Origin of the sequence: Streptomyces sp. NBC_00988 (genome assembly GCF_045162645.1) — a bacterium.
In the GTDB taxonomy this organism is placed as follows: domain Bacteria; phylum Actinomycetota; class Actinomycetes; order Streptomycetales; family Streptomycetaceae; genus Streptomyces.
The window spans coordinates 8623788-8640216 of the sequence record NZ_CP108730.1 but is presented as its reverse complement, the minus strand read 5'-3'; the positions used below and the strand labels follow the sequence as shown (position 1 = coordinate 8640216).

Here is a 16429-nt window from a genome sequence, read left to right as displayed (position 1 = left end):
AAGGGTGCCATGCCGGGGGCCTCCGGCCCGCATCGGCCTGGAGGCTGTGACCGGGCGCACGTACCGAGGCCGCTATGCGGGAACCCCCACCCCGGCCAGGTTCTCGATCATGCGCCGCGTGCTGGGTCCGACCACCGCCGCCCAGTCCTCCGGGGTGTCGGCCAGCCAGCGGGCCATCAGGGCGGCGAAGCCGGGCACGTGGCGGCCCAGGTCGACGAGCCCGCGGTCGAAACGGGTCGCGCCCGCGGGGGTACGGACGAGCAGCCGGCCGGTGCGGTGGACGAGGTCGCGGATCTCGTCGTCGTCACGGCGGCCGGCCGTGTGCAGGAGCGCGTCCAGTACGGCGGGGTCGTGCTCGTGCGCGAGCAGGAACTCCAGGAGTTCGCGGCGCAGGGGGCGCGAAGCCGGGGTGCCGGGGGCGGCGAGCACGGCCGCGAGGACCGTCCGCACCGACGCCGGGCCGCCGTCGAGGAGACCGGTGACCAGGGGGAACAGGGTCGCGCGGGCGGCAGGGCCGTGGTCGAGGCACCGGTCGACGTAGACGCCGAGGTACGCGGCCGTCTCCGGCCACCGTACGGCGGTCTCGCGGACCAGGGCGGCGGCCCGGCGCACGAGCGACGGGGTCGCCACGTCGGCGAGCGTGCGGACCGCCTCGCTCGCGTGCGGTCCGTGCAGCCGGGCGCGGAAGGCCTCCAGGACCGGTTCGGGGTGCGTGGTCAGGGCAGCGGCCAGCGCGCTCGGCGGGAACTGTGGGTCGCCGGACGCGAAGTGCCGTAGCGCCTGCGGGAGATGGCGGGTGCGGGTGTGCGGATCGCGGACGAGGAGGGCGAGCGCGCCGCCGTGCAGGGTGGAGTCGGCGGGGCGGGCCAGGAGGAACTCGGCCGCGTAGCGCAGGAGTTCACGGTCGGCCTCGGTCCGTACGTGCGGTGCAGCCCGCAGTCCGTACGCCACCGCCGCCACCCTGCGCGCCGGCCGCTCGTCGTGCGCCCACCGGTCCACCGCCCGGCACACCGCCGACGGCTCCTCCTCGGCCAGTACGGCGAGGAGTTCGTCGGCCCGCCCGTGCGCACAGCCGACGAGCACCTCCGTCAGATCGTCCAGCGCCCGTCGCCGATGCGTGTGCAGCAACGCCTGCGCGGCCGTCGCCACGGTCGCCTCCGGCATCGCGGGCAACGGCCGCTCGTCGTCGAACCACCGGGTCAGCAGCGGCTGTACGGCGGCGGGGTCGGCGGCGAGCAACTCGGCGGCGGCGTCCAGGAATCGGGGCGGGGCGGTGGCGTCCTGCGGGGCGTCGTCGGCGAGCACGAGCCGCCGCAGCAACTCGAACCGCTCGGCGTGCGGCAGGTGCAGCGCGGTCCAGAACTCCGGCGCGAACTCCTTCGGCACGGCCGCCTGTTGCTGCCTCCGGGCCACCAACTGGTCGGCCAGCAGCCGCAATGCGTTGCCGTACGGCGTCGCGTCGGGCACCCTCAGCAGCACCTCGGCGAGCAGCCGTGCGGCCCACCAGGAGTCCGGGTCGGCGTTCAGGGCGTCCGTCAACTCCTCCAGTCGTACGGCCAGTTGGTGGGTGCCGTGTTGCCGGGCGAGGAGCAGCAGGGCCTGTACGACGGGGCCGATGCGGTGGTGCGGTACGGGGAGGGGATGCCCGGCCCGTGGGGTACGGGGGCGGTGCACCAGAGCGCGCAGAGCCTCGTCCAGGTCGAGGTGCGTGCCCTGGATCCAGTCGGCCAACTCCTCGTGGGCGAACCGGTATCCGGTGCCGGCCGGCACGAGCAGCCCTTCGGTGAGGACGGCGGACGCCCACCCGGTTCCGCCGCCGAGCCGTGCCGGCGCGGGTCCCCACGGGAACACCGCCTCGAACGACTCCCGGTCCAACTCCCCCTGCCCAGGCCCGAGACTGCGCCGCGCCGCCTCGTGCACCTGCCCGGACACCTTCGCCGCTAGGCGCCGTACGGCGGTGCCGCGCAGCCCGTTCTCGGCGGCGAGTCGGACGGCGATGCGGAGGCACATGAGGTCCAGGTAGGCGGCGAACACGTCGTCGCGGTCGAGCTGGGTGTCGGGGGCGGTGGGCAGCGCGGCGAGCACCTCGGAGAGAAGCCGGAGGGTGAGGGGGTGCCGGGCGTCGGGTCCGGTGAGGACGCCCTCCGGAACGCCGTAAGCCGCGCGGGCTCGGCGGGCCTCATCCGGCCGCAGGTCCCCAAGCTGAACGCAGGCCGGCAGCACCGTCCTGGGGGCTGCGCCCCCAGACCCCCCATCGGCCTGAACGGCCTCGTCCTCAAACGCCGGACGGGCTGAGTGATGCGGGCCTGCGTCAATGGGCTCGGGTGTCCCGAAGTGGAGCGGATCGGCGGGCTCCCCGCCTCGCGCCGAACCACCCCCACCAGCCGCAGCCGCCCCCGAAGCAACCCCGCCGTACAGCAACTCCCCCGAAAACCCCGCCCCTTCCCAGTACTCCGCCCGACACCCCACCACCAGCCGCGCCCCGCTCTCCCGCAACCACTCCCCCGTCCCCCGGGTCCACTCGGCCAGCCGATGTGCCAGCACCGGCGGCATCTCCTCAGGCCCGTCGAGCAGCAACAGCAAGGGGCGCCCGGCGTCACGGGCAACCCGCGCCAGCCGCTCAGGACCGACATCGCCGAGGTCGTCGAGGTCACCGGAGTCCCCCGGCGGCGAGACCGACGCGGCGACGATCCGTGCCGCCCGCTCCACAGTCCTGCGTGCCGCGTCCGCCACCGACGCGTCACCGTCCCGCAGATCGGCGCCGCGCAACCACAGCGTGGGGGCCGGTTCCGCACCCCCGTTGCGCCGCGCGGCGAGCGCCGCGAGTTCCGTCGTACGGCCGCTGCCCGGCGCCCCGACGAGCCCGAGCACGGCGGCCGGGCTCTCGACGAAGGCGGCGAACTCCCGTACCAGCGAAGGGCGTTCGACCGGCTCCACCACACACGCACCGTCGCCGTCGCGCCCGGGACCGACGAACCCCGCGAGCGCCCCCGGCGGCCCGTCCGACCCCACCGAGGTGGCCGTCAGTTCCAGGACTCCCGCCAGATTGAGGTCGGCGCCGTACGCGGGCACGGTCGCCGCGTTGCGCGCGAGGAGGTCACCCAAGGGGCCGCCCTGGAGGTCCACCAACCGCCGCTCCCCATCCGGCACTTGGCGCAGCGGCACCGCGAACCCCGTGTCCCGTTGCCCGGACTGCAACGCCGTGCCGAGGACACCGATCACCGCTCCGGTCACCGCGTCGAGGACCGGGCCCCCGGCCGCTCCCCCACCCAGCCGCAGCGCGTCCCGTCCCGCCGTGCCGATCGCCAGCTCCAGGGCGTCGTCGAGGAGATGGAAGCGGTCGGTGGCCGTGTAGGTCACGGAGGTCGCGCCCAGCAGGCGGGCCTCGCGCCAGCGGTCCGCAGCCACGCGTACGTATGTGCCGGTCTCCACGCGGTCCCGGACGGTGACGGGGAGCGGGTCCACGCCGAGGCCCTCGGTGCGGACGAGGGCCAGGTCGAGGGCGGGCAGGGGGGTCACCGCGTCGGCGGTCACTAGGCAGGTGCGGTCGCCGGCCGCGTGCAGGACCAGGCGGGGCAGTCCGTCGACGGCCTCGTGGCTGGTGATCACCGTGCCGTGGTGGTCGGCGACGAAGCCGGTGCCGCGCGGGCGCCCGGCGAGGTCGCGGATGCGCACCAAGGACTCGTCACCGGCAGCGGGCACGGCACCTGTCGCGTCACCGACAGCCGACACGGCGCCCCGCGTCGACCGCTCCGCCCGTGCGTCTTCCCGCGTCCGACGGCCGCCGCCCGTCCGCGGGCCACGTCCCGCCATGGTCGAACCTCCCCGCCGTACCCATGCCCTGTGTTCGACGGTAGGCGTGGCGTGATCAGCGGGACAGATCGCGTGGTGAACGCGCCCCCTTCCGCTCCCTCGGTTCACTCCGAGCGCCTGCCCGGACGGGTGAATAGAAGCGGAGGGTTGGATACACCCTAGGGGTGGGGGAACCGAGGGGGGACCGTGGAGCGGCGGGAACGTAGACCCCGTGACCGCCGCTCCACGGGCGGGACTTGAGAGCCCGCCCCGCTCAGGGAGCGTTTCTCAGGCGAAGACCGCGAGGCTCTTGGCCTTGCCCTTCTGTTCCTCCACGAGCGCCAGGAAGCGGCCCTCGGGGTCGAAGACGCCGACCGCGCCGACGCCCGTGTACTCCTCGGGAATGTCCAGGCGGACACCGTTGAGCAGCAGCTTCGCCCGCCTGCTGTCCACGGACCAGCGGGGGAACGCGGCCTCGGCGGCTTCGGCGATCGGCATCACGGTCAGCTCCTCCTGGAGCTGGTCCAGGGTCTTCGCCGTGTCCAGCTTGTACGGGCCGACGCGGGTGCGGCGCAGGGCGGTCAGGTGACCTCCCACGCCGAGGTCCTCGCCCAGGTCGCGGGCCAGGGCCCGGATGTAGGTGCCGGACGAGCAGACAACCGAGACCACCAGGTCCAGGACGGGGGTGCCGTCCTCGGCGACGGCGTCCCGGACGTCGTAGACCGCGAAGGAGGAGATGGTGACGGGGCGGGCGGGGATCTCGAAGTCCTCGCCGTCGCGGGCCCGTTTGTAGGAGCGGACGCCCTTGATCTTGATGGCGCTGACCTTGGACGGGACCTGCATGATCTGGCCGCTGAGCCTGGCGATCCCGGCGTCGACAGCGTCCCGGGTGACCTTCGAGGCGTCTGTCGACCCCGTGATCTCGCCCTCGGCGTCGTCGGTCAGGGTGCTCTGGCCCAGGCGGATCGTGCCCAGGTACTCCTTCTCCGTGAGGGCGAGATGCCCCAGGAGCTTTGTCGCCTTCTCGACACCGAGGACGAGCACGCCCGTCGCCATGGGGTCGAGGGTGCCTGCGTGCCCGACGCGGCGGGTGCGGGCGATGCCGCGCATCTTGGCGACCACGTCGTGCGAGGTGAAGCCCGACGGCTTGTCCACGATGACAAGGCCGTCGGGCGTCGGGGTTTTCTCGGTCATTCGGCGGTGTCGTCCTCGTCTTCGTCCTCGTCGTCCGGCTTCTTGTACGGGTCCGCGTCACCCGCGTACGCGGCGCCCGCCGAGACCTCGCGTACCTTCTCGTCGGACTGCCGTGCCTTGTCGAGGAGGTCCTCGATGGTCTTGGCGGTGTCCGGGAGTGCGTCCGCGACGAAGGTGAGGGTCGGCGTGAACTTCACGCCCGCCGCGGCGCCCACCGCGGAACGGAGCACGCCCTTGGCGCTCTCCAGTCCGGCAGCCGCCTCGGCCCGCGCCTCGTCGTCCCCGTACACCGTGTAGAAGACGGTCGCCTCCCGCAGGTCACCGGTCACCCGGGTGTCCGTGATGGTGACGTGCGTGCCGAGCCGCGGATCCTTGATCCCGCGCTGCAGCTTCTTGGCCACCACCTCTCGGATGAGGTCCGCCAGCCTCTTGGCACGCGCGTTGTCGGCCACTGGTCCGTCTCCTTAGTAACTACGTCTTGCTGCAACTACGTCTTGCCGCTTGCTTCGGTCTTCGTCCGGCGTCAGTCTTCGTCCGGCTTCAGTCTTCGTCGCTGTGGAGTCTGCGTCGAACGGAGAGCAGTTCCACCTCGGGCCGCGCGGCGACGAGTCGCTCGCAGCGGTCCAGTACGTCGGTGAGGTGTCCCGTGTCCCCGGAGACCACCGCGAGCCCGATCTCGGCCCTGCGATGGAGGTCCTGACTGCCCGTCTCGGCCGCGCTCACCGCGTACTTGCGCTGGAGTTCGGCCACGATCGGACGGACGAGAGAGCGTTTCTCCTTCAGCGAGTGGACGTCGCCGAGGAGCAGGTCGAAGGACAGAGTCCCCACATACATGTGTGTCCGGATGTCCCGCCGGTTCGGGGTATGGGCGCCGGTCTCGGACGCCGATACAGGAACCGTACACGCAACGGCCGGGGCCGATCGACGGAAATTCTCTCCGCCGACCGGCCCCGATCGCGTGCTGTGTCGATCAGCCGCGAGGCTTCTCGCGCATCTCGTACGTCGCGATGACGTCGTCGACCTTGATGTCGTTGAAGTTGCCGAGGTTGATACCGCCCTCGAACCCTTCGCGGATCTCGGTGACGTCGTCCTTGAAGCGACGCAGCCCGGAGATGTTGAGGCTCTCCGCGATGACCTTGCCGTCGCGGACGAGGCGCGCCTTGGTGTTGCGCTTGACCTCTCCGGAGCGGACCAGGACACCGGCGATGTTGCCCAGCTTGGACGACTTGAAGACCTCGCGGATCTCCGCCGTGCCGAGCTCGACCTCCTCGTACTCCGGCTTGAGCATGCCCTTCAGGGCCGCCTCGATCTCCTCGATGGCCTGGTAGATCACCGAGTAGTACCGGACGTCGACGCCCTCGCGCTCCGCCATCTGCGCCGCGCGGCCCGCAGCGCGGACGTTGAAGCCGATGACGATCGCGTCGGAGCCGGTCGCCAGGTCGATGTCCGACTCGGTGACCGCACCCACGCCGCGGTGCAGGACGCGGATGTCGACCTCTTCGCCGACGTCGAGCTGGAGCAGCGAGGACTCAAGAGCCTCCACCGAACCGGACGCGTCGCCCTTGATGATGAGGTTGAGTTCCTGCACCAGACCGGCCTTGAGGGCCTCGTCCAGGTTCTCCAGGGAGAACCGGACACCACGCCGGGCGAAGTTGGCGTTGCGCTCGCGCGCCGCGCGCTTCTCGGCGATCTGACGTGCCGTGCGGTCCTCGTCGACGACGAGGAAGTTGTCGCCGGCGCCCGGGACGTTGGTGAGTCCGAGGACGAGGACCGGGGTCGAGGGACCCGCCTCTTCCACGTTGTCGCCCTTGTCGTCGAGCATCGCGCGGACACGGCCGTACGCGTCGCCGACCACCATGGTGTCGCCGACCCGCAGGGTGCCGCGCTGGACCAGGACGGTCGCGACGGCGCCGCGGCCCTTGTCCAGGTGGGACTCGATCGCGATGCCCTGCGCGTCCTGCTCCGGGTTGGCCCGCAGGTCGAGCGAGGCGTCCGCGGTGAGGACCACGGCCTCCAGCAGGCTCTCGATGTTGAGGCCCTGCTTGGCGGAGATGTCGACGAACATCGTGTCGCCGCCGTACTCCTCGGCCACCAGACCGAACTCGGTGAGCTGACCGCGCACCTTGGTCGGGTCCGCGCCCTCGACGTCGATCTTGTTGACCGCGACCACGATCGGCACGTCGGCCGCCTTGGCGTGGTTCAGCGCCTCGATCGTCTGGGGCATCACGCCGTCGTTGGCCGCCACCACGAGGATCGCGATGTCGGTCGACTTGGCACCACGGGCACGCATGGCGGTGAACGCCTCGTGGCCCGGGGTGTCGATGAAGGTGATCCGACGCTCTTCGCCGTTGACCTCGGTGGCGACCTGGTACGCACCGATGTGCTGCGTGATACCGCCGGCCTCGCCCGCGATGACGTTCGTCTTGCGGATGGTGTCCAGCAGTCGGGTCTTACCGTGGTCGACGTGACCCATGACGGTCACGACCGGCGGACGCGCGACGAGGAACTCCTCGCCACCCTCGTCCTCGCCGAACTCGATGTCGAAGGACTCCAGGAGCTCGCGGTCCTCCTCCTCCGGGCTGACGATCTCCAGGACGAAGTTCATCTCGTCCGCGAGGAGCTTCAGCGTCTCGTCGGAGACGGACTGCGTGGCAGTGACCATCTCGCCGAGGTTCATCATCACGCCGACGAGCGACGCCGGGTTGGCGTTGATCTTCTCGGCGAAGTCGGTGAGGGACGCACCGCGCGACAGACGGACGGACTGTCCGTTGCCACGAGGCAGCATCACACCGCCGACCGACGGGGCCTGCATGGCCTCGTACTCCTGGCGCCTCTGCCGCTTCGACTTGCGACCGCGACGCGCGGGACCACCGGGACGACCGAAGGCGCCCTGTGTGCCACCGCGGCCACCCGGACCACCGGGACGGCCACCGAAGCCGGGACGGCCACCGCCGCCACCGGCGGGAGCACCCGGACGGCCGGCGAAACCGCCGCCACCGCCACCGGGACCCGCGGGACGACCGGCGAAACCGCCACCGCCGCCACCCGGACGACCGGCGAAACCGCCGCCGCCACCGGGACGACCGCCGCCACCGCCACCGGGACCACCGGGACGACCGCCACCGGCACCCGGACCACGGCCACCGGGGCCGCCACCGGGACGGGGGCTACCCGCAGCGGGACGCTGCGGCATCATGCCGGGGTTCGGACGGTTGCCACCAGGGCCACCACCCGGACGCGGAGCGCCGCCCTGCGGACGGGGCATGCCGCCCGGGCTCGGACGCGCGCCACCGGGAGCACCCGGACGGGCACCGCCCGAAGCGCCCTGGGGACGGGGACCGCCCTGGCCGGCACCCTGCGGACGCGGAGCGCCACCGGGAGCACCGCCCGGACGGTCCTGACCGCCGTGGCCACCGGCCGGTCGGGGTGCACCGGGACGGGGCGCCCCGGGGCGTGCCATGCCGGTGGAACCACCGGAGGTGAACGGGTTGTTGCCCGGACGGGGACCGGCCGGACGAGCACCGGGACGCGCGCCGGGACCGCCGTGGCCTCCGGCCGGTCGGGGTGCGCCGGGACGGTCGCCGCGGTCAGCGCGCTCGGGACGGTCGCCACGACCCTGACCACCCTGGCCGGGACCGGCCGGACGGGCACCGCCCGGACGGGGAGCCTGGCTGGCCGGACGCGGGGCGCCCGGACGCGGGGCAGAACTGGAACCGCCGTTGGAGGCAGGCGCGGCCGGAGCCGCGGGAGCCGCCGGGGGGGCGGTGAACTCGGGCGTGGTCGGCGCCGGCGAGGCCGGAGCCGGACGCGGCGCGGGCCGCGGGCCCGGACGGGGACCACCGGCGGAGGCCGGTGCGGCGGGCGCGGCCGGGGCTGCGGGAGCCTCGACGGCGCTCTCGGCGACGGCCGGCTTCGGGGCCGGCGGGCGCGGGGCGGCAGGACCCGGACGGGCACCCTGCGCCGGAGAGGGGGCACCCGGACGAGCCGGGGCAGCCTTGCGTGCGGGGGCGGGCTTGCCGCCTCCGCTGCCCTGCTGGAGGGCGTCTGTCAGCTTGCGTACAACGGGCGCCTCGATCGTCGAGGACGCCGAACGGACAAACTCACCGAGTTCTTGGAGCTTGGCCATGACGACCTTGCTCTCCACCCCGAACTCCTTGGCGAGTTCGTATACCCGGACCTTAGCCACTTCGCTCCTTTTAGGTCCGGGTGCGTCCGGACCGTCGCTACTTCATGGGCGTACTCATCGCGTGCTCATCGAGTGCTCATCGCAATCTCGACCTACTTCCAACTCGCGGAATACCGGGCCGCACGGAGGTTCCGTACGACTCGCTCTCACTGTGACGCCTACTCGACGTAGAGACGCAACGCCTTTGTGTCGAGCGTTCCCTGGGCACGCAGCGCCCGTGGGAACGCCCGGCGGCGTACCGCCAGGTCGAGACAGACCAGGGCGGGGTGCAGATACGCGCCCCGGCCGGGCAGCGTACCGCGATGATCGGGAGCGCATTCGCCCTCGACCGCCACGATGCGCAGCAGTTCCTTCTTGGCCGCTCGCTCCCGGCACCCCACACAGGTGCGTTCAGGGCATGCGCGGGCTCGCGTCCGGCCAGACACTGCTAAGTCTACCTCCCCGCACCGACCTCACCCCTTCGGGGGAAGAATCGAACGGTTGTTGTCGTGATCTAAGCCACTCGCGGCCGAGATCTATTCCCCTGCCTGGTCGGACGGCTGTTCGGTGTCCGGACGGATGTCGATGCGCCACCCTGTCAGGCGGGCCGCAAGCCGGGCATTCTGCCCTTCCTTGCCGATCGCCAGGGACAGCTGGTAGTCCGGCACCGTCACGCGCGCGGAGCGGGCCGCGAGGTCCACCACCTCGACCTTGGAGACCCGCGCCGGGGAGAGCGCGTTGGCGACCATCTCGGCCGGGTCGTCCGACCAGTCGACGATGTCGATCTTCTCGCCGCTCAGCTCGCCCATCACCGCGCGCACCCGGCCGCCCATGGGGCCGATGCAGGCGCCCTTGGCGTTCAGACCGCTGCGGGTGGAGCGGACGGCGATCTTCGTACGGTGGCCGGCCTCGCGCGCAATGGCGGCGATCTCCACCGACCCGTCGGCGATCTCCGGGACCTCCATGGCGAACAGCTTCTTCACCAGATTGGGATGCGTACGGGACAGCGTCACGGACGGACCGCGCACACCCTTCGCCACCCGTACGACGTACGACCGAAGGCGCATGCCGTGCGGGTACGTCTCGCCGGGGACCTGCTCCTGCACCGGCAGGATGGCCTCCAGCTTGCCGATGTCGACGAGCACGTTCTTCGGGTCGCGGCCCTGCTGGACGACTCCGGTGACGATGTCGCCCTCGCGGCCCGCGTACTCGCCGAGCGTCGCGTCGTCCTGCGCGTCCCGCAGGCGCTGCAGGATGACCTGCTTGGCGGTGGTGGCGGCGATCCGGCCGAAGTCGGACGGGGTGTCGTCGAACTCGCGCGCCTCCTGCCCCTCCTCCAGGTCCTCGGGGTCCTCCTTCGCCCACACGGTCACATGACCGGTCTCCCGGTCGAGCTTCACGCGCGCGTGGCGGCGGCTTCCCTCGGTGCGGTGGTAGGCGATGAGGAGCGCCGACTCGATCGCCTCGACCAGCAGGTCGAAGGAGATCTCCTTCTCCCGCACCAAGCCCCGCAGGGCACTCATGTCGATGTCCACGGCTACGCCTCCTCTGCGTTCTCTTCGTTGTCTGTGGTGTCCGTGACGTCTTCGACGTCGTCGTTCTTGTTCTTGCGGTTGAACTCGACCTGGACGCGGGCCTTGACGACCTCCGCGAAGGCGAGCCTCTTGGCGGTGGGCTTGCGCCCCTTCACGCCGGGCACTTCCACATCGATGCCGTCGTCGTCCACCGCGATGATCCGGGCGACCAGCTCACCGCTCTCGGCCAGCTGGAACTTCACCAGCCGGTCGGTGGCACGTACGTAGTGACGGTGTTCGGTGAGCTCGCGCTCGGCGCCGGGGGTCCCGACCTCCAGGGTGTACTCGCCCGCACCCATCGCGTCGGTCTCGTCGAGCTTCGCCGAGAGCGCGCGGCTCACATCGGCGATCTGGTCCAGATCGGCACCCGTATCCGAATCGACGACCACGCGCAGCACCCGCTTGCGCCCGACGGAATCCACCGCGACCTCTTCGAGATCGAGTCCCTGGGAACCGACGAGCGGTTCCAGCAGTTCTCGCAGCCTCTCGCTCTGGGTCGTGCTCATCCGGGTGACTCCTCGGCCGCGTGTGCTGTTGTGGGTAGGGCGCGTGTCTGCACAAAGGGTATCCGGTCCCGGGGTGTGTTGCCGTCCACCTGCGGACGGACCGGTGCCGGTGACTGCCGTCAGGCACACGCGCGGGTACCGTGATCACGGGCGCGCCGCCCTTCCCGCCTTTTCGTTCGTACGAGCCCCCCGAGGACGATCTGCCGTGCCGTTCCCCCCACCTCCGCGCACCCTCCTGGGACCGCGCAGAAGGAGCCTGCTCGCCTCGGCCGCCGGAGCCGCCCTCCTGGTGGGCTGCTCCACCGACGGGGGCGACTCCGGGACCACGGGCGGCAGCGAGTCCGCCGCCGAACACGCACGCGCGCGTGCGGCCACCGACAGCGAGACCCTCCTCCAGCACTACGACGAGGTACTCGCCGCGCACCCGACACTGGCGGACCGCCTGGACCCGCTGCGGGCGGAGGTCGTACGGCACGCGGCGGCCTTCGGCGGCGGAAGCGGCGGCTCTACGGCTTCTTCCTCGCCGTCGGCATCGGCGTCCGCGTCGTCCGCTCCCGTTGCGGCGACCCCTGGCGATGCCCTGGCCGATCTGGCCACCGCCGAGCGGGCCCTCGCCGACCGGCGGGCCAAGGCGCTGCTCGATCTGCCCGGCGAACTGGCCCGGCTGCTGGCCTCGGTGGCCGCCGCGGGGGCCGCGCACGCGTATCTGCTGACGGAGGGTGCCAAGTGAGCAGCGAGGAAAAGACCGCGGAACTGACCGCGCTACAGGCCGCGTTGGCCGCCGAGCACGCGGCGGTGTACGGCTACGGCGTCGTCGGCGGGCGCATCCGCGAGGGCCGGCGGACCGAGGCCAAGGCGGCCTACGACGCCCACCGGGCCCGGCGCGACGCACTGGTCCGCGAGGTGCGGGACCTGGGCGGCAAGCCCGTGGCCGCGTCCGCCGCGTACGCGCTGCCGTTCCCGGTACCGGACTCGGCGGCGGCCGTACTGCTCGCCGCGGAGCTGGAGGACCGGGTGGCCGGGGTCTACTCCGACCTCGTGCGGGCGTCGACGGGCGGGGTGCGCGGTACGGCCGCGGAGGCGCTGCGGGAGGCGGCGGTCCGCGCGGTGCGCTGGCGCGGCGGGAGCGTACCCTTCCCTGGTCTCGCCGAGCGGGCCGCGACCCCCACGGCCTCGGCGACACCCACGGCGTGATCCGCACCGGGACGCAAGACCGCAGGACCGTAGGAAGGGAACAACTCGCGCATGGCTTTCGAACCGCCGCAGCGTCTGGTGAGGGCGCTCGGGGAGACGGCACCGAGCGGTGACGACTGGTTGGAGAAGCTGCCCGAGGTGGCCCGACAGGCCGTCGATCTACGCGAGTTGACCGTTGAGCGGATGCAGGTGCCCGGCGGGCGCAGCAGTCTGGTCGTGCTGGTGCGGCGGGCCGATGGGACTCAGGCCGTACTGAAGCTGGCCCCTCGTCGGGCCCGCCCGGAGAGCGAGCGGGCCGCGCTTGCCAGGTGGGGTGGACTGGGCGCCGTGCAGCTGGTCGAGCCGTTCTCGGCCGAGGGTGTGCTGGTGCTGGAGCGGTTGCATCCCGATGTGTCGGTGCGGTCGTTGCCCGAGGCGAAGGCGTTGCTCGAAGCGGCGGGGACGTTGCGGCGGTTGTGGGTGGAGCCGCCCGGTGATCATGCGTTTGAGACTGTGGCCGAGCGGACGGGGCGGCAGGCGCGGGTGATGCGCGGCAGTGGGCCGGAGGTCGCCTCGTTGGTCTCGGCCGCGTTGGAGGCTCGGGAGTCGTTGTTGGCTGCGCCGCCTGAGGTTCGGTTGCTGCATGGGACGTTTCGGCAGAGCAAGGTGCTGGCTGCTGAGCGGGTTCCGTGGCTTGCGGTGGGGCCGGATCCTGTCGTGGGTGAGTGTGCGTTTGATCTGGCTCGGTTGGTTCGGGACCGGGTGGAGGATCTGATCGCCACGCCTTCGGGGGCTTCCACAACTCGGCGGCGGGTCAAGCGACTTGCCGAGTCTTTGGATGTGGATCAGGAGCGGTTGCGGGGGTGGACGTTGTTCCGGGCGGTTGAGTCCGGGGTGCGGGCACTGCGCGTGGGACGGCCTCGGGATGCCGAGTTGTTGCTGGAATTCGCCGGGTGGCTTTAGGTCGTGTTCTGGGTGCGGGTGGGTGGGGGCTGGGCGGGCAGTTCCCTGCGCCCCTTAAGGGGTTGCCCTGGGCGTTAGTTTCAGGGCTAGGACGGGGCAGTCTGAGGCTGCTCTGCGCGCGCGTTTTATCGTGCGGGGCGGTATAGGGGCTCCGTCCACCAGGGGGTATCCCCACTCGTCCAGGGTGATGTGCTCCGGGAGCAGCTCCGCGCACAAGCCATGTCCCTGGCACGCCGTCCAGTCGATGTCGATCTTCTGTTGCGTCTTCTGTTGCGTCTTCTGGTCCATGGTCAGTGGGCCTCGTTCGGGATCGGGAGCAAGGGGGTGGGGTCGCTCGCGGTGCACAAACCCCTTGCGTGGGCGTCCAGTTCAGGGGCGAAGGCGGTCAGCGCGCTGCGGACCAGGCGGACCGTGCCGTCGGGGTGGTGGCAGGCGCCTCGGCCCTCTACCAGACCGGACCAACGGGCCAGGTCCTGGCGGGTGTTGGCCTGGGGGCCGGGGGTGGCCAGGGTCTGGAAGGCGGAGGCCATGCGCGGGAGGCCGTTGAGGCAGGGGCCGCACTGGCCCGCTGATTGCAGGGCCAAGTAGCGGAGAACGCGGGCGGTTTCGGTTACACCGCAGCGGTCGGCCGGGAGTGCGGCGAGGACGCCTGCTCCCAAGTCCCCTGCGTCCAGCGTGCGTTGGGCTGCCTCGTGGGCCGGTATCCAGGTGCCGTGGTAGCCGCCCACCAGTACCGCGGAGGTTCCGTGCAGGGGGAGCAGGCGGTTCAGGGGGAGGCCGAACGGGGCTTCCACCACCCGGACTTCGCGGCCCGGGACGTGCAGGGTGCACAGGGTGCTGCCCGGCTGGGTGGGCGTGCCGGCGCTGCGGAACCAGTCGGCGCCGTAGCGGGCGACCAGGGCCAGGTGGGCCAGGGTTTCCACGTTCTGGACGAGGGTGGGGGCCCGGCCCACTCCGCGTTCACGGACCGGCGGGTGCTGGTGGCGGGGCAACGGGGTGTTCCCGGAGACGTATTGCGCAAGTGCTGAGGCCTGCCCCGACAGGAATCGCTTGGGCAGGCGGACGACCCGCACGCTCACCGGGTCGTTGCGTTGGGTCAGGGCCGATTCCAGGTAGGACGCGCCGTCCTCCACCGCCAGGTACGCCTCCCCCGCGCCCACCGCCCGCGCCGCCAACTGCAGCCCGTCCAGGACCAGATGGGGCGACAGACGGAGCAGCGTCTTGTCCTTGCGGCTGGCCGGTTCGCCCTCCGCGCCGTTCGCCACGACCACGGGGGCACGGCCCGTTCGACGGCTCGCGTCGGCCACCGCGACGAGTTTGCGGTACGTCGGGAACGCGGCGCCTCCACGGCCGGTGAGGCCGGATTCGGCGACCGTTCTCAGGAGCGTGTCGGGATCTCCGTACGACAGTGGGCCGTAGCGGAGTTCGTGGGTGGAGAGGTCGGCCGCGGTGCCACCGGGGGCGAGGAGGCGGGGGGACATGTAGACGTCGGTGAAGGTCGTGCTGGTCATGAGCGGGCTCCTTCGGCGGTGCGGAGCAGGGCCGCGGGGGTGCGGCGGGACTCGCGGGCGGAGTGGGCCGTGCGGATGCCGAAGGCGGCGACCACGGCGGCCACGCAGGACACGGTCAGCCAGGTCATCCAGTCGGTGCCGGTGTCCGTGCCGATGCCGATGCCGTGGATCAGGGCGACCGGCCAGGAGGCGTACGCGAGCCAGTGGAGCGCCCGCCAGGTGCGGTGTCCGATGCGTTCCCTGAGGAGGCTGGTGACCAGAACCGCGAGCATCAGGTCGAAGGCGACCGTGCCCAGACCGAGCCAGAACGGCTCGTAGTCGGAGACGAAGGGGACGACCGCGTCGACGACGGTGATGTTCACGTATCCGTCGATCACCGCCATCGCGATGTGCAGGGCCAGGAACGCGGTTGCGGAGAGGGAGAGGGTGCGGTGCAGGTTCACCGTGCCGAAGCGGGGCAGGCCGGGAAGCCGGGTGCGCAGCCGGACCGCGATGCCGAGCAGGACGACGACCGTGAACAGGACCAGGCAGACGGCGCCCGTGGCGCGGTTGGCGTACCAGAGGATCTCGGAGCTCATACGGCGACCGCCTGCTGGGTGGGCCAGCCCGGGGTCGTGACGACCGTGCCGTCCTGCGCCACCAGGCGCGCGGGGAGGCCCAGGCGCGTCAACCAGCGTTCCGCGCCTGCCCCCTTGACCAGGGACGCCGTGCTCGCCGCGTTGGCGTCGGCGCTCGTCGCGGCGGCGACCGAGACCGTGCGCCAGGGGCTGCGGACGGGGAGGCCGGTGCGCGGGTCGACGATGTGGTGCAGCTCGTAGCCGCCCCGGCGCCAGCGGCGGGCCGCCGTGCCCGAGGTGGCCAGGCCGCCGGAGCGCAGGCCGATCGTGGCGTACGTACCGTGCGCGGGCGTCTCGTCGACGGAGCCGGTGACGTCCTGGACGCGGATGTTCCAGCCGCCGGCCGGGGGCTCCCCCGCGACGGCCGTGTCGCCGCCGAGGCTCACCAGGACTCCGCAGCCGGCCACTTGGGCGAGCATCGCGGCGGCCTTGTCGGCGGCCCAGGCCTTCGCCGTGGCGCCGAGGTCCAGGCGGACGCCGGCCGGGACGGTGACCGTGCCCGTCGTACGGTCCAGGTCGATCGTGCGCCAGCCCGGGGCGCGCTTCACGGTGAGCCGGATCGGGCGGTCGTCCTCCTGGACGAGGGTGAAGTCGCGGTCGTAGCCGATGGCGTTCATGGCCGAGCCGACCGTCGGGTCGACCGTGCCGTCCGTCGCCTCGGCGGCGCGCAGCGCGACCGCCAACGCCTCGGCGAGCAGCGGGCTGACGGTGACCGGGCGGCCCAACGAGGCGTCCAGCGCGGTCAGTTCGGAGTCCGTACGGAACCTGCTGCACGCCGCGTCGACCTCGGCGAGGTGCCGGGCGAGGAGCAGGTTGCAGGAGTCCAGCAGGGCCGGGTCGGTGACGACCAGCCGGACGCTTGTCCCGAGGGCACGCCAGTCGGCGGCGGCCGTGGTGCGCGGGGGCGCTGTGCTTGTGCTCATCACGACGCTCC

The 16429-nt window shown here is 72.2% G+C and carries 15 protein-coding genes; 3 read left to right on the top strand and 12 right to left on the bottom strand.

All coding sequences use genetic code 11. The features are described from left to right. Positions 1 to 72: 72 nt before the first annotated feature. The 8 genes from OG496_RS39750 to rimP form a co-directional block, all read right to left on the bottom strand. Positions 73 to 3813, bottom strand: coding sequence for a trypsin-like peptidase domain-containing protein (locus OG496_RS39750; protein ID WP_405974284.1), 3741 nt, complete (start codon positions 3811 to 3813; stop codon positions 73 to 75). Positions 3814 to 4080: 267 nt separating this feature from the next. Further along, complete coding sequence (gene truB / locus OG496_RS39745; protein WP_405974283.1) at positions 4081 to 4986, bottom strand: tRNA pseudouridine(55) synthase TruB; 906 nt, start codon at positions 4984 to 4986, stop codon at positions 4081 to 4083. Next, positions 4983 to 5438 (bottom strand): 30S ribosome-binding factor RbfA, encoded by a 456-nt coding sequence (gene rbfA, locus OG496_RS39740; protein ID WP_366490293.1) that lies wholly within the window; start codon positions 5436 to 5438, stop codon positions 4983 to 4985. The genes truB and rbfA overlap by 4 nt, the downstream gene beginning before the upstream one ends. 88 nt (positions 5439 to 5526) lie before the next feature. Further along, on the bottom strand, positions 5527 to 5820 hold the full coding sequence (locus tag OG496_RS39735) for a DUF503 domain-containing protein (protein ID WP_019064765.1): 294 nt from the start codon (positions 5818 to 5820) through the stop codon (positions 5527 to 5529). A 136-nt stretch (positions 5821 to 5956) separates the two neighbouring features. Next, entirely contained in the window at positions 5957 to 9172 is a 3216-nt protein-coding gene (gene infB, locus OG496_RS39730; RefSeq protein WP_366490292.1) for a translation initiation factor IF-2, read from the bottom strand. Positions 9173 to 9330: 158 nt separating this feature from the next. Beyond that, positions 9331 to 9597: a YlxR family protein gene (locus tag OG496_RS39725; protein ID WP_405974282.1), complete on the bottom strand. Its 267-nt coding sequence runs from the start codon at positions 9595 to 9597 to the stop codon at positions 9331 to 9333. A gap of 90 nt (positions 9598 to 9687) precedes the next feature. Next, positions 9688 to 10686: a transcription termination factor NusA gene (nusA, locus tag OG496_RS39720; RefSeq protein WP_033284955.1), complete on the bottom strand. Its 999-nt coding sequence runs from the start codon at positions 10684 to 10686 to the stop codon at positions 9688 to 9690. Between the two features lie 2 nt (positions 10687 to 10688). After that, entirely contained in the window at positions 10689 to 11231 is a 543-nt protein-coding gene (gene rimP, locus OG496_RS39715) for a ribosome maturation factor RimP (RefSeq protein WP_366490290.1), read from the bottom strand. 205 nt (positions 11232 to 11436) lie between these two features. Between rimP and OG496_RS39710 the strand changes: the two genes are divergently transcribed. The 3 genes from OG496_RS39710 to OG496_RS39700 are packed head-to-tail and all read left to right on the top strand — an operon-like array spanning position 11437 to position 13367. Further along, positions 11437 to 11961 (top strand): hypothetical protein, encoded by a 525-nt coding sequence (locus OG496_RS39710; RefSeq protein ID WP_405974281.1) that lies wholly within the window; start codon positions 11437 to 11439, stop codon positions 11959 to 11961. Next, complete coding sequence (locus OG496_RS39705) at positions 11958 to 12425, top strand: ferritin-like domain-containing protein (RefSeq protein WP_405974280.1); 468 nt, start codon at positions 11958 to 11960, stop codon at positions 12423 to 12425. Before OG496_RS39710 ends, OG496_RS39705 begins: the two co-directional genes overlap by 4 nt. A 51-nt stretch (positions 12426 to 12476) precedes the next feature. Then, positions 12477 to 13367: an aminoglycoside phosphotransferase family protein gene (locus OG496_RS39700; RefSeq protein WP_405974279.1), complete on the top strand. Its 891-nt coding sequence runs from the start codon at positions 12477 to 12479 to the stop codon at positions 13365 to 13367. Positions 13368 to 13421: 54 nt separating this feature from the next. Here the strand turns inward: OG496_RS39700 and OG496_RS39695 are convergent, their stop codons facing one another. From OG496_RS39695 to OG496_RS39680, 4 genes are read right to left on the bottom strand one after another with little or no spacing between them, the layout of a single operon-like run. Beyond that, the gene (locus OG496_RS39695) at positions 13422 to 13655 is read right to left on the bottom strand and encodes a ferredoxin (protein WP_405974278.1); all 234 of its coding nucleotides are present in this window, start codon (positions 13653 to 13655) and stop codon (positions 13422 to 13424) included. Positions 13656 to 13657: 2 nt separating this feature from the next. Continuing rightward, entirely contained in the window at positions 13658 to 14878 is a 1221-nt protein-coding gene (locus OG496_RS39690; protein ID WP_405974277.1) for an NADH-ubiquinone oxidoreductase-F iron-sulfur binding region domain-containing protein, read from the bottom strand. Then, on the bottom strand, positions 14875 to 15456 hold the full coding sequence (locus OG496_RS39685; protein WP_405974276.1) for a ferric reductase-like transmembrane domain-containing protein: 582 nt from the start codon (positions 15454 to 15456) through the stop codon (positions 14875 to 14877). Before OG496_RS39685 ends, OG496_RS39690 begins: the two co-directional genes overlap by 4 nt. Next, positions 15453 to 16418 (bottom strand): FAD:protein FMN transferase, encoded by a 966-nt coding sequence (locus OG496_RS39680; RefSeq protein WP_405974275.1) that lies wholly within the window; start codon positions 16416 to 16418, stop codon positions 15453 to 15455. Before OG496_RS39680 ends, OG496_RS39685 begins: the two co-directional genes overlap by 4 nt. Positions 16419 to 16429 lie beyond the last annotated feature (11 nt).